Genomic DNA, 12,414 nt, shown 5'->3' with positions numbered 1-12,414 from the left:
GACGGCGGTGCTCGTCCTCTTCGGCGGCCATGCCGTCGAAGATCTTCGCCGTCGCCGGATAGTCCTGGCGCAGCATTTCCGCATAGGACCGATAGATTCGCGCGTCGTCCTCTTCGGACGAAATCGCAAGCGCGAGGATTTCCTGCTCGGTCAGATCCTTGAAGTGTTTGCGTTGGGTGAAAAACAGCATCTCTGCCCCATTTTTAGAATGGTTCTAATATATCCGGTGCGATCGGGCATTCAACCCTTGTCGAAAACCGTTGAAACTGAACTGTACGGTTTATAGATTTGCAGCACCACCCAGCCAAGGAGACACCATGACCCAAGCCGCCACCATCGTGCGTACCGGACGGAAATTCGACCAGGTTCTGAAAGGCGCCCGTGAGGTTTTCATGGCGGACGGGTTCGAAGGCGCCAGCGTCGATGACATCGCACGCGCGGCGGGCGTATCGAAGGCCACGCTCTACAGCTATTTCCCCGACAAGCGGCTTCTGTTTTCCGAGGTGGCGCAGACCGAGTGCTGCCGTATGGCTGAAAACGTGTTGGCCATGATCGACGAGACCAAGCCCGTGCGCGAGGCGTTGATGATCACGGCAACCCATCTGACCCGGTTTCTGGTGTCGGATTTCGCGCAGCAGGTGTTCCGCATCTGCGTGGCCGAGCGCGACCGGTTTCCCGAACTGGGCAAGGCGTTCTACGAGGCAGGCCCCGCCAACGGCCAGCGCCAGATGGCCGAATACCTGGAAAAAGCCGTGGCCAAGGGCGAACTGGCGATTGATGACGTGCATTTTGCCGCCGAACAATTCGCCGAACTGTGCAAGGTGCGCCTGTGGACGCTGGCGGCCTTGGGGATCCAGACCCGGTTCTCGGACGAGGAAATCGACGAAGTGGCCAGGAACGCGGTCGAGATGTTCATGGCGCGGTACGGCACCTGACGGATCGGCTCAACCCGACAGCCCAACCAGCGCCACACCGCCCGCCATCAGAACTGCGGCCCCCAGCCTGCGCACCCAATAGCCTTCGTGCAGGAAGACGAAGCCGATCAGGGCCGCAAAAATCACCGAGGTTTCCCGCAACGCCGAGACCGCCCCCAGCGGTGCGAAATTCTTGGCATAGAGCACCAGCCCATAGGCCAGCATCGATACGAAACCGCCCAGGATGCCGATCGCCCAGGTGCGCACCGGAAGCTGTGCCAGAACCTGGCGCCGTCGAAGGCCCACAAATCCGGCGATGAACAGATGCAAAAACGCTCCCCAAGCCCAGTAGCTGAGCGTGTTTCCAGACAGCCGCACCCCGATGCCATCCACAACCGAATAGACCGAGATGCAAAGTCCGGTACCCACCGCAAACCCCAGCGCTGCGCCGCCGACCCCTTGCCGGAGCGAGCTCCAACTGCTGAGCTGGATGCCGACCGCGATCAGGCCGATGCCGATCCAGGCTTGCAGGGGCAGAACCTCATCCAGCAAAAGATAGGCCCACAGCGCCACCAACGCAGGAACGATGCCCCGCGCGATCGGGTAGACGACGCTGAGGTCCCCATGCTGATAGGCTTTGCCCAGCATGTAGTAATAGCCGAAATGCACCACCGTGGACAAAAGGATGTAGACAAAGCTTTCGCCGCCCGGAAAGGGCAGGATAAGGATCATGACGCTGGCCGGGATCACATGCCCGAAGGCCACAAGGCCCAGCGTCGTCGTCCGGTCGCCCGCAGTTTTGACGATGGCGTTCCAGACGGCGTGCAGGATGGCAGCCGACAGAATGATCGCGATGACGAATGGGCTCACCGGCGGTCCTCAGGTGATGGGGCGGCCCCAAGCAGGATCGGCCCGGCTGCAACTTTCTCCCACCGGGCTGTCAGCGGGGCCGCGCCGGTGGTCGATTCCGGTTACATCGGATTGGCCTTCGCGCGCAAGGTTCCTAAGTCTGGAACAGCAAGAGTCCAAAGGCGCGTTGCTGGTCTTAAGCCGTTGCACGCCGTCCGGCGTCGATGCCGGCGATCTTGTCCAACAGGTCGATGATTTCACTCGTTCCGCTACCGCTCCGCAGGTTGGTGAATACGAATGGCCGATCACCGCGCATCCGGGCCGCATCGCGCTGCATCACCGACAGATCCGCTCCGACATGCGGGGCAAGGTCGATCTTGTTGATGATCAGGATGTCCGACCGGGTGATCGCGGGGCCACCCTTGCGGGGGATCTCTTCGCCCGCGGCCACATCGATCACATACATCGTCACATCGGCCAGTTCCGGGCTGAAGGTGGCCGACAGGTTGTCACCGCCGGATTCGATCAGGACGATCTCGACCTCGGGGTGACGGCGTACCATCTCGGCCACCGCGGCCAGATTGATCGAGGCATCCTCGCGGATCGCCGTATGCGGGCAGCCTCCGGTTTCCACCCCGATCACCCGGTCCTGCGGCAGGATCTGCATGCGCATCAGCGCCTCGGCGTCTTCTTGCGTGTAGATGTCATTGGTGATCACCCCGATCGAGTGGGTGTCGCGCAGCGCGCGGGCGAGGGCGGCGGTTAGGCTGGTCTTGCCCGCACCGACCGGGCCGCCGATGCCCACCCGCAGAGGGCCGTTCATGCTGCTCATGTGCGGAATATCCTTGGTTGTTGAGTTTCATGTTGCATGGCCGCGATCTCGGCCAGAAAGGCGGTGCCGGACAGGGCGGACAGATCGGCCTCCACCGCCGCGTGGGCCTGATGTGCGCACAAGGGCGCCATGTCTCGGACCACCCCTTGCGCAGCGGTCTGGCCCAAGGGCATCAGCCGCTGCGCGGCCGAAACAAGATTGCTGATGAACGCATGCAAATACAGCCGCGCGGTCGGTTCCACCGGCAAACCGGCGTGGCGCGAGGCGCAGCCGACGGCGACGGGATAGGTCAGATCCGTCAGTTCGATGTCCCAGACCGCTGCCGTCACACCGCAGAAGGCAGCGCCCTGTTGCGCGGTCTCGAACCTGCGCTCGAAGGGGCCGGCGAAGGCGCGGGCCATATCGTCAAGTTCGGCCACGGCAAGCTCGGATTTGGCGCGCCAAGCGGCGGTCAGAAACAGGGCATCCGACCATCCCGCACCGTGTTCCAGCACGTCGTGCAGCCAGTCCCGCAGGCTGGCCGCATCGTGCACCGCGCCCGATTGAACCAGACGTTCCAGACCGTGCGAATAGGCAAAAGCCCCGACCGGGTAGGCGGGTGACAGCCACTGCGTCAGCGTCAGCAGATCAAGGTCAGTGGCTGTGGCCATGCGTCCGCCCGTGCCCATATGCGCCGCCTTCGGGGCTGAAGGGCGCGCGGATGTCTTGAACCGTCGCGCCAAGTTTCAGCAGCATGTCGCGGATCACGTGGTCGCGGCGGATCACCAGGCGGTCGGGCTCGATCTGGCAGGGGGTGTGGCGGTTGCCGATATGCCAGGCAAGCCGAGTCAGATCGGGGCCGGTGACGGCGAACAGGTCCTCTTCGGCGGCAACCACCTCGATCAGGCGGCCATCGGCCAGTTCGAACGCGTCCCCCCCGTCCAGCGAGGTCGTCTGCGACAGATCCACTAGGAACTCCTCGTTCTGGGTGGTGCGCAGCATCCGGCGGCGCAGAAAGCGGTCTTCGTAGTTCAGCGTCACGGTGCCATGGGTTTCGTCCCACTGACCGTTGCGGCGGATTTTCTGTGATGTGGCAAGCATCGAGGGCATCCCTTTTCAGAACAGGAAATAGCGTTGCGCCATGGGCAGGGTTTCGGCGGGTTGGCAAGTCAGCAATTCACCGTCGGCGCGTACCTCGTAGGTTTCGGGGTTCACGTCGATTTCGGGCAGGGCATCGTTCAGTCGCAGATCGCGCTTGCCGATCGCGCGCGTGTTGCGCACGGCGACGGTCTGCTTGGCCAGGCCCAGACGCGCGGCGATGCCGTCCTCTTGCGCGGCTTCCGACACGAAGGTCACCGCGCCCTGCTCGACCGAGCGGCCATAAGCCCCCCACATCGGCCGGGAATAGACCGGCTGAGGCGTGGGGATCGAGGCGTTCGGATCGCCCATCTGCGCACAGGCGATGGTGCCGCCCAGCAAAACCATCTCGGGCTTCACGCCGAAAAAGGCGGGGTTCCACAGCACCAGATCAGCGCGTTTGCCCTCCTCGATGCTGCCGATATGGGTACCCAGCCCGTGCGCGATGGCCGGGTTGATCGTGTATTTCGCGATATAGCGGCGCACGCGGAAATTGTCGTTTTCGCCCGTTTCTTCAGGCAGGCGCCCGCGTTGCTTCTTCATCTTGTCGGCGGTCTGCCATGTGCGGATCAGCACCTCACCCACGCGGCCCATCGCCTGACTGTCGGACGCGATGATGCTGAAGGCGCCCATGTCGTGCAGAATGTCCTCGGCCGCGATGGTCTCGCGCCGGATGCGGCTCTCGGCAAAGGCCACGTCCTCGGGGATGGATTTGTCGAGGTGATGGCAGACCATCAGCATGTCCAGATGCTCTTCGACCGTGTTCACCGTAAAGGGCCGGGTCGGGTTGGTCGAGGAGGGCAGCACATGCGTTTCGCCGCAGATCTTGATGATGTCGGGGGCGTGGCCACCACCCGCGCCCTCGGTGTGGAAGGCGTGGATCGTGCGGCCTTTCATGGCGGCCACGGTGTTTTCGACGAACCCGCTTTCGTTCAGCGTATCGGTGTGGATCATCACCTGCACGTCCATCTCGTCGGCCACCGACAGGCAGCAATCGATGGCCGCAGGGGTGGTGCCCCAGTCCTCGTGCAGCTTCAGGGCGCAGGCCCCGGCCAGGACCTGTTCGCGCAGAGCAGCCGGCTGCGAGGCGTTGCCCTTGCCCGCAAAGGCCAGGTTCATCGGAAAGGCGTCGGCCGCCTGCAGCATGCGCCCGATATGCCAAGGGCCGGGCGTGCAGGTAGTGGCTAGCGTGCCATGCGCCGGGCCGGTGCCGCCGCCCAGCATGGTGGTCAGGCCGGAATGCAGCGCATCCTCGATCTGTTGCGGGCAGATGAAATGGATGTGGCTGTCGAACCCGCCGGCGGTCAGGATGCGGCCCTCGCCGGCGATGGCCTCGGTGCCGGGGCCGACGATGATCTCCACGCCGGGCTGCGTGTCGGGGTTGCCCGCCTTCCCGATCCGGGCGATGCGTCCGTCCTTCAGGCCCACATCCGCCTTGTAGATGCCGGTCCAGTCAACGATCAGCGCATTGGTGATCACGGTGTCCACCGTCCCTTCGGCGCGGGTTGCCTGAGACTGCCCCATGCCATCGCGGATCACCTTGCCGCCGCCGAACTTTACCTCTTCGCCATAGGTGGTCAGGTCGCGCTCGACCTCAATGATCAGGTCGGTATCCGCCAGCCGCACCTTGTCGCCCTTGGTGGGGCCGTACATGGCGGCATAGTCGGAACGTTTGATCTGGGCTGGCATCAGAGGTCTCCCATGACTGCGCCGTTGAACCCGAACACGCGCCGCGCGCCGCCGATCGGGATCAGCTGCACTTCGCGCCGCTGGCCGGGTTCGAAACGCACGGCGGTTCCGGCGGCGATGTCCAGCCGCATGCCGTGGGCGGCGGCCCGGTCGAAGTCCAGCGCCGGATTGGTTTCGGCGAAATGATAGTGCGAGCCCACCTGTACAGGCCGGTCACCGGTATTGGCCACCATCAGTGTGATCGCCGTCGCGCCCGCGTTCAGCTCGATTTCGCCGGGGGCAGTGATGACCTCACCGGGGATCATTTGCGCGCCTTCAGCCAAAATGCGACGCCGCCGATCGCCAGCAGCAGGACCAGCACCAGCCAAGTGCCCGAGTCATGCGGGTGCAGGTGCGGCCCGTCATGCGCCAGCGCGGGTGCGGCCATCAGGGCGAAGGGCAGGAAACCCGGGTATTTCATCGTCATCTCCTTCAGCGGATGGGGTTGTGCACGGTGACCAGCTTGGTGCCGTCGGGAAACGTCGCCTCGACCTGCACCTCGTGGATCATCTCGGGGATGCCGTCCATGCACTGGTCGCGGGTGACGACCTGCGCGCCGGCCTCCATCATGTCGGCGACCGAGCGGCCGTCGCGGGCGCCCTCGACCACGGCATCGGTGATCAGCGCGATGGCCTCGGGGTAGTTCAGACGCACGCCCCGGGCCAGGCGCTTGCGCGCCACCTCGGCGGCCATGGCGATCAGCAGTTTGTCTTTTTCACGCGGCGAGAGTTGCATGTCAGATCATCCAGGGTCTTGGCAGGGAATTGCGGGTCAGCCGGTTCAGGATCGGCACAAGGGTCTGGCGCAGCGCGAAACCGTCGGGCGCCAGCAGGCGCATCAACAGCATGTCATCACCCACAAGGCTGACGCCGCCGGTGTCAGGCAAGGCCGCGCGGATCGGGTCCAGATGCGCGGCGGCATCCGGGCGGATCAGTATCAGGCTGCTGAGTGCGCCGGCGCCGTCGCCAACGCCCGGCCGGGCCATTTCCGCCGCCAGATCACCGGTCAGACGCAGCGCGTCCAGATGGGCCAAACGGCCCGCGCGCCAGATTTCGATGCGGTCTTGGAAGTGGGCCGATGTGACCTGCTCGCCCATCGCCGCGCGTCCGAAGATCAGGGATTCCACCAGCAGCATGCTGGCATCGGGGGCCAGATCGACACGCAGGCGGCGGTCGATCGCGCAACCATCGAACAGGATGGTTTCCTGCGGCAGCCAGTTCAACTGGCCGCCCGTAGCCACGGTCAGATGTGTCCGAATCTGGCCCGGAGCTGCTCCGGACGCGCGATAAGCGCGCTCGGCCGCCTGCGTGGTTATGGTCAGACGCGAATCTGCCCCTGCGGTGGCAGACAGGTCAAATCTGTCTCCGCCGGTGACGCCGCCGGCGGTATTGACCAGCACGGCCTGCATGTCAGCGCCATCGCGCCGTGGAAACAGCAACTTCAGCGACCCTTGCTGGCGCAGGTCCTGCAACTCGGTCCGGCCAGCGCGCCCAACCACGGACACCACGCCCCGCCCGACGGCACGGGGAGGCGCGGCGATCGCTTGCGCGGGCGTTATTGCGGACAAAGAAGTAATTGGAAACTCCGGGCGAGAGGACTGTCGGATGCGAAAGCACCACAGCCATTTCCTCGAGTCAGCGCAGCCCGGCAGAGGCAATTGGGTCAGAATACTCGTTAGCCCATTTTCTGGGCACTATTTCCCCTGTCGCCCGAAGAATAATCACTTCGCCAATGCGGGTGATAATCCGGTCCTCGGCCTCAAACCAAAAGAAAAGGGCGGCCAGTTTGGCCGCCCGATCCGGTGTCTGTCGCCGGTCAGAGCGTGATGCGGAAGGCCGCGAAACCGTCTGCCCCGTCGCCTGCGTCTTCCAGCGCCAACCCTTTGACGTCGCTGATGTAATCACGCGCCTTGGGGCCGGTTTCAAACAGAACTGTGGTGTCGCCCAGCGGTGCGAAGGACCAGTTGCCGTCGGCCTTGGGGTCGATCGTGCCTTGCTCGACGATATAGCGCACGATCACGTCGCGGTTGGTGTCGGGGGCCTCGAACACGATGGTGTCGCCCATCGCGCCCGGGAACGATCCGCCGCCCGAAGCGCGGTAGTTGTTGGTGGCAATGATGAACTCCATGTCGTCGGTCACCGGAGCACCGTTGAACTGCAAGTTCACGACGCGCGCTGCGTCGGGGTTGACCTCTTCGCCCTTTGGGCCAAAGCGCGAGGGCTGAGACAGGTCGATCTGATAGGTCACACCGTCGATCACGTCGAAATTGTAGGACGGGAATTCGGGGTTCAGCAGCAGCGCATCCTTGGCACCCGGCTCGATCTGGTTGAACATCCCAGCCGAACGCTCCAACCAGCCGCGCAATTGCGCGCCGTTCACGCGAACCGCGCGCACGGTGTTGGGATAGAGATACAGATCGGCCACGTTCTTGATCGCCACATCGCCCACCGGGACGTCGGTATAGTATTCGGGGCCACCCCGGCCACCGGCCTTGAAAGGTGCCGCGGCCGACAGGATCGGCAGGCCCTCATGCTCGGTGCCTTTCAGCATCTCTTCGATATACCATTTTTGCGCGATCGACACGATCTGGACCGAGGGGTCGTCGGCCACCAGCGCGAAATAGCTGTGCAGCGGGGCCGAGGTCTTGCCCACCGCGCGGCGCACATAGGCCAGCGTTTCCTCGTGATCCTGCGCGACCGAGGCCAGCACCTTGGGGTCGTCCTTGACCAGCGCGGTGATCGAGCGGTCTTCGTTGCGCTTCGAAATCGGCCGGGCCTCGGAGGTGGTGGTGACCACGCGCCATTCGTTGCCGTCGCGTTCCAGCAGCAGGTCAAGCACGCCCAGATGCGACCCCCAGAACCCGCCCATGACGGCCGGCTTGCCCATCAGCGTGCCCTTGTCCACGTCAACGCCGGCACGGTCGGCGAAGGTGGGCGAGGGGAAGACCAGGTGGTTGTGCCCGGTCACCAGCGCATCGATGCCATCGACGCCGGCCAGCGGGACCGAGGCGTTCTCCATCCCGTCCGCGTGATCGGCCGCGCCGATGCCCGAATGCGACAGGGCCAGGATCAGATCGCAGCCCTGCTCTTTCATCTCGGGCACAAAGGCTTTGGCGGTCTCGACGATGTCGCGGGCCTGCACGTTGCCTTCCAGGTGGCGGCGGTCCCAGTTCATGACCTGCGGCGGGGTGAAGCCGATGACGCCGATGCGGATCGGCTGCTTGCTGCCATCGCCCAGCTCGATCTCGCGGTCGAGGATGACATAGGGCTGCACCAGCGTCTTGTCTGCGCGCGGATTTGCACCCTGTTCCTTGGCGATATTTGCCAGCACGATCGGGAACTGCGCCCCGGCCAGCGATTTTTCCAGAAAGCTCAGGCCATAGTTGAACTCGTGGTTGCCCAGCGTCGCGGCATCATAACCCAACGTGTTGAACGCGTTGATGATCGGGTGGGTGTCGCCATCGTTCATGCCACGCTCGTAGGCGATGTAGTCGCCCATCGGGTTGCCCTGAAGAAAGTCGCCATTGTCGACCAGCATCGAGTTTGTGGCCTCGGCCCGGATCTGGTTGATGATCGAGGCCGCGCGCGACAGACCTACCGTATCGCGCGGCTTGTCGGCGTAGTAGTCATAGGGAAAGACGTGAACGTGAATGTCGGTCGTTTCCATGATCCGCAGATGCGCCTGATTGCTTGCGGCGGCGGCGGAAAACGGGTGCAGGGAAACCATGGCGACGCCAGCCGTGGTGGTGGCCAGGAATTGACGCCGCGACATCGCGAATTTGCTGGATAGGGTCATGAAGCACCTCTCGAGATAAATTGGTCGACGCATCATCTGAACGTTAATGACGACAATGACGTGACAGCGCGATCCGCGGGGATCACCCGGCGCGCCGATGGTTCAGACTGACCGCTTTTGACAACCGAGTAAAGCGTCCACGCAGCCATCGAGCTGCGCTCGGGCGGTGCGGGCCTAACGCGCCGTGGTGCGGGCCCAGCCTGGGGCGCCCGGGCCGCGGCCTCAGTCTTTTTTCACGTCGCCAGCAAACCGCGCGGCGTTTTCCCGCGCAAAGGCACTGGCATCAGCCGCGGCATCCCAGAACTGAGGATTGGCCTTGGGAATGGTCAGCGCCTTCTGAACTGCGGGCCGGGCGTCGATGCGGTCGAACCATGCGTTCAGATGCGGAAGGTCATCGACCTGAACCCGTGCCCAGACATAGGCCCGCGCCCAGGGGTACAGCATCATGTCCGCGATCGTAAATTGCCCCGCCGCGATCCAGTCGCGCCCATTCAGGCGATCATTCATCACCTCCATCAGGCGGCGGCTTTCGTCCACGTAGCGGCGGATCGAGAACGGTTCGGTATGACCGTTGGGGGCGGCAATATGCTGGAAATACATCGCCTGGCCCATCATCGGACCCACATGTCCGACCTGGAACAGCATCCATTGCATCACCTCGGACTGCTGCACGGGGTCAGAGGGCAGGAATCGACCGTATTTCTGCGCGAGGTGCCACAGGATTGCGCCGCTTTCGAAAATCGCCCGTCCTTCTTCTCGGTCCTCGATCACCGGAATCTTGCCGTTGGGGTTCAGCGACAAGAACGCCGGCGTCTTTTGTTCCTGTTTGGAAAAGTCGATGGGGGTTAGGTCGTAGGGCACGCCTGCCTCTTCCAAGAAGATCACCGGTTTGTAGCCATTCATCGTGGCCGCGGTGTACAGGTGAATATCAGGCCGCGACATGCGCGATCTCCTCGAAATGCTCTTTCAGATGCGCGTCGAACCTCTGGAAATCCTGTTCGATCCGGGGGTTCTTCATCACGTCGAAGGCCGCGAAGGTGGGCAAAGGCTGCATCGCCAGAAACTTGGCGTTCAGGTGCATGGGCCACAACAGGTCGTCGACGCTGGCCCCGGCAAAGAATGGCTCGGCCGGGTTGTCGAACGCCTCACGCGGGGCGTTGAAGGTGACCGACAGCATGTATTTCGTTCCGTGCAGCAGGCCACCGGTGCCATAGTTGGCCTTGGGCGCCTCGGCGGTCCGGCCGTCGCCGGCCAGCAACCGGCCGTCCATGCCCGCGGTGTAGACCTCGTCGATGTATTTCTTGAACACCCACGGTACACCCATCCAGTTCACCGGAAACTGCATGATGACCACATCCGCCCAGACATGCGCGTCGATCTCGGTGTTGATGTCGTACCCTTCGGCAACCGTGGTCATACGCACCTCGTGGCCCATACCGGCCAGTGCGTCCTGCGCCCGTTGCACCAGCGACGCATTCAGGCGGCCAGGTGCGAACTCGTAAGGCTGCGTACCGTTCACGATCTGGATCTTGCTCATCTTCATATCCTTGGTTTTGAAACTGCTTGCCCCTTGACTTTGGCCGGGGTGAAACCGAACTTGAGAACAGTAGTGAGGAATTGCAACCAGTTTACTTTTTGTAACCTACTGGATTGGAGAAGGCGATGCGTGCCCGTATCGAACAGGACGACCAAGGAAAGCGGCAAGCGGTGGATGCGTGCCGCGAACCATGCCCCATCGAACGCGGCATGCGGATCATCGGCGGCAAGTGGACCGGGTCAATCCTATGGCACCTCAAAGACGAGCCGGTGCGGTTCAATGACCTTTCGCGGATGATCGGTGGGGCCAGCAAAAAGATGATCGCCGAACGCCTGCGGCAATTGGAGCAACAAGGGCTGGTTCACCGCCAAGTGCTCGAAACCTCGCCGGTTTCGGTGCAATATTCCGTTACGGATTTGGGGCGCACTGCACTCGGTTTTCTAGACGAGCTGCGGAAATGGACCGAAACATTACCAGGCGGTGAAACCTGACTGGCGCTATGCCTCGGGGGATTGTTGCAAACCGTTGGAGATCTGGGCTGCGGCGCGCGTGACGCGAGCAGCCATCGCCTCAAGCTGGGCGTCCGAAAAACGGGTTGTGGGCCCGGAAATGGACAGGCCGGCAATCACGCGCCCCAAAACATCGAAAATGGGTGCCGCAATACAACGCATACCCAGAAAGCGCTCTTCATCGTCAATCGCCCAGCCTTGTGCCCTGCATCTTTGCAGTTCGTGCTTCAATAGCGCGACATCGGTGATTGATTTCGGTGTCTGGGCCTCGAGTTTCGACTTGCGCAGTAGGGTCTCAAGACGACCGGGGTCCATGTGTGCCATTATTATTTTGCCAACACCTGATGTGTGAAACTTGGTGGTGGTACCGTTCTTTATCGAGGCGCGGATCGGGTTGTCCGATTCGACTTGAACCAGGTACAGCAACGCTCCTCCGTTCTCGATGGCCAGATTGGCGGTTTCGCCTGTCTCCGCCGCGAGGGTGCGCATGACGGGCGGTGCGATTTCAAGAAGGTTCGAGCCGGGCTCAAACGCGTTGCCGATCCGGTATGCCTGTGGCCCGATGCGCCACATTCCGTCTGTCCCGTCCTGGGACACCAAACCCCGATTTTGGAGTGTTGCCAAAGCCCTGTGCACAGTTGGCGCCGGAATTCCGGTCTCGGTCGAAATCGCCGAAAGCGACGCCCGGCGCATGTCCGCCAAACACGAAAAGATACGCAGTCCGCGGTCCAGCGCCATCACCGGTGAGACATCGTTCGTTTCCATCGGAGATTTCCTGCGCGGACGTCCTCGGCGCGCGGCGGGCGTTTGTTCGGTCATGGAAATCCAAGCATCAATTCGTCAAATTCGTGTCCCTTTAACTTAGCGGCCAGAGCACATTAAAAAAATGAAAAATATAATAGTGTTCAAAAACATAATGTTATGCGATTTTTTCTGCCTTTTTTTCAGGTATTTCCAAAATCTTTTGAAAAAATGGGATTCTGGCTTATCGTTGAGGCATCCGCAGGAGGGCGGATCGGAGCCAGCACCGCGCAAACGGTCAGTGCCCAACCAAGGGAGGAAACATGACAAAATCTTTGAACCGCAGAAATTTTCTGCGCGGGTCGGCCGTTGTGGGCGCAGGTGCGCTTGCGG

General features: G+C 62.6%; 17 protein-coding genes. 3 read left to right on the top strand and 14 right to left on the bottom strand.

Annotation, left to right across the window (positions count from 1 at the left end; genetic code table 11):
* Positions 1 to 190 (bottom strand): ferritin family protein (locus tag AC2FM3_RS17100; protein WP_496684223.1); only part of this gene is annotated, 190 nt, incomplete at its 3' end.
* A gap of 127 nt (positions 191 to 317) precedes the next feature.
* Here AC2FM3_RS17100 and AC2FM3_RS17095 point away from each other — a divergent pair.
* Positions 318 to 935, top strand: coding sequence for a TetR/AcrR family transcriptional regulator C-terminal domain-containing protein (locus AC2FM3_RS17095; protein WP_490362398.1), 618 nt, complete (start codon positions 318 to 320; stop codon positions 933 to 935).
* Positions 936 to 944: 9 nt separating this feature from the next.
* On the opposite strand, the gene AC2FM3_RS17090 is transcribed toward AC2FM3_RS17095, so the two are convergent.
* From AC2FM3_RS17090 to AC2FM3_RS17035, 12 genes are all read right to left on the bottom strand, one after another.
* The gene (locus tag AC2FM3_RS17090; protein ID WP_496684220.1) at positions 945 to 1,784 is read right to left on the bottom strand and encodes an EamA family transporter; all 840 of its coding nucleotides are present in this window, start codon (positions 1,782 to 1,784) and stop codon (positions 945 to 947) included.
* A 175-nt stretch (positions 1,785 to 1,959) separates the two neighbouring features.
* Positions 1,960 to 2,595 carry an urease accessory protein UreG gene (ureG, locus tag AC2FM3_RS17085; RefSeq protein ID WP_496684218.1) on the bottom strand — a complete coding sequence of 212 codons (636 nt, stop codon included), beginning with the start codon at positions 2,593 to 2,595 and terminating at the stop codon, positions 1,960 to 1,962.
* Entirely contained in the window at positions 2,592 to 3,245 is a 654-nt protein-coding gene (locus AC2FM3_RS17080; RefSeq protein ID WP_496684215.1) for an urease accessory protein UreF, read from the bottom strand. The genes ureG and AC2FM3_RS17080 overlap by 4 nt, the downstream gene beginning before the upstream one ends.
* On the bottom strand, positions 3,229 to 3,675 hold the full coding sequence (locus AC2FM3_RS17075; protein ID WP_496684212.1) for an urease accessory protein UreE: 447 nt from the start codon (positions 3,673 to 3,675) through the stop codon (positions 3,229 to 3,231). The genes AC2FM3_RS17080 and AC2FM3_RS17075 overlap by 17 nt, the downstream gene beginning before the upstream one ends.
* A 15-nt stretch (positions 3,676 to 3,690) precedes the next feature.
* Complete coding sequence (ureC, locus tag AC2FM3_RS17070) at positions 3,691 to 5,400, bottom strand: urease subunit alpha (RefSeq protein ID WP_496684210.1); 1,710 nt, start codon at positions 5,398 to 5,400, stop codon at positions 3,691 to 3,693.
* Entirely contained in the window at positions 5,400 to 5,705 is a 306-nt protein-coding gene (locus AC2FM3_RS17065; RefSeq protein WP_170341542.1) for an urease subunit beta, read from the bottom strand. The genes ureC and AC2FM3_RS17065 overlap by 1 nt, the downstream gene beginning before the upstream one ends.
* Entirely contained in the window at positions 5,702 to 5,860 is a 159-nt protein-coding gene (locus tag AC2FM3_RS17060) for a hypothetical protein (protein WP_496684208.1), read from the bottom strand. The genes AC2FM3_RS17065 and AC2FM3_RS17060 overlap by 4 nt, the downstream gene beginning before the upstream one ends.
* Positions 5,861 to 5,871: 11 nt before the next feature.
* Complete coding sequence (locus tag AC2FM3_RS17055; RefSeq protein ID WP_496684206.1) at positions 5,872 to 6,174, bottom strand: urease subunit gamma; 303 nt, start codon at positions 6,172 to 6,174, stop codon at positions 5,872 to 5,874.
* Position 6,175: 1 nt separating this feature from the next.
* Positions 6,176 to 7,006, bottom strand: coding sequence for an urease accessory protein UreD (locus tag AC2FM3_RS17050; RefSeq protein WP_496684204.1), 831 nt, complete (start codon positions 7,004 to 7,006; stop codon positions 6,176 to 6,178).
* A gap of 248 nt (positions 7,007 to 7,254) precedes the next feature.
* Positions 7,255 to 9,234 (bottom strand): bifunctional 2',3'-cyclic-nucleotide 2'-phosphodiesterase/3'-nucleotidase, encoded by a 1,980-nt coding sequence (locus AC2FM3_RS17045; protein ID WP_496684202.1) that lies wholly within the window; start codon positions 9,232 to 9,234, stop codon positions 7,255 to 7,257.
* A gap of 222 nt (positions 9,235 to 9,456) precedes the next feature.
* The gene (locus AC2FM3_RS17040; protein WP_496684199.1) at positions 9,457 to 10,176 is read right to left on the bottom strand and encodes a glutathione S-transferase family protein; all 720 of its coding nucleotides are present in this window, start codon (positions 10,174 to 10,176) and stop codon (positions 9,457 to 9,459) included.
* A complete protein-coding gene (locus AC2FM3_RS17035) occupies positions 10,163 to 10,771 on the bottom strand; it encodes an NAD(P)H-dependent oxidoreductase (protein WP_496684198.1) in 609 nt (202 codons plus the stop codon). The genes AC2FM3_RS17040 and AC2FM3_RS17035 overlap by 14 nt, the downstream gene beginning before the upstream one ends.
* Before the next feature lie 113 nt (positions 10,772 to 10,884).
* On the opposite strand from AC2FM3_RS17035, the gene AC2FM3_RS17030 reads away from it, so the two are divergent.
* Positions 10,885 to 11,262, top strand: coding sequence for a winged helix-turn-helix transcriptional regulator (locus AC2FM3_RS17030; protein ID WP_496684195.1), 378 nt, complete (start codon positions 10,885 to 10,887; stop codon positions 11,260 to 11,262).
* 6 nt (positions 11,263 to 11,268) lie between these two features.
* On the opposite strand, the gene AC2FM3_RS17025 is transcribed toward AC2FM3_RS17030, so the two are convergent.
* Positions 11,269 to 12,099, bottom strand: coding sequence for an IclR family transcriptional regulator (locus AC2FM3_RS17025; RefSeq protein ID WP_496684193.1), 831 nt, complete (start codon positions 12,097 to 12,099; stop codon positions 11,269 to 11,271).
* Positions 12,100 to 12,344: 245 nt separating this feature from the next.
* On the opposite strand from AC2FM3_RS17025, the gene AC2FM3_RS17020 reads away from it, so the two are divergent.
* Positions 12,345 to 12,414, top strand: a 70-nt coding sequence (locus AC2FM3_RS17020) for a twin-arginine translocation signal domain-containing protein (protein ID WP_496684226.1), incomplete at its 3' end; no start/stop codon positions are given.

It is taken from the genome of Ruegeria sp. BHSB172 (assembly GCF_059613165.1).
The sequence above is the reverse complement of the archived record's forward strand: the minus strand, read 5'-3'. Positions and strand labels throughout refer to the sequence as shown.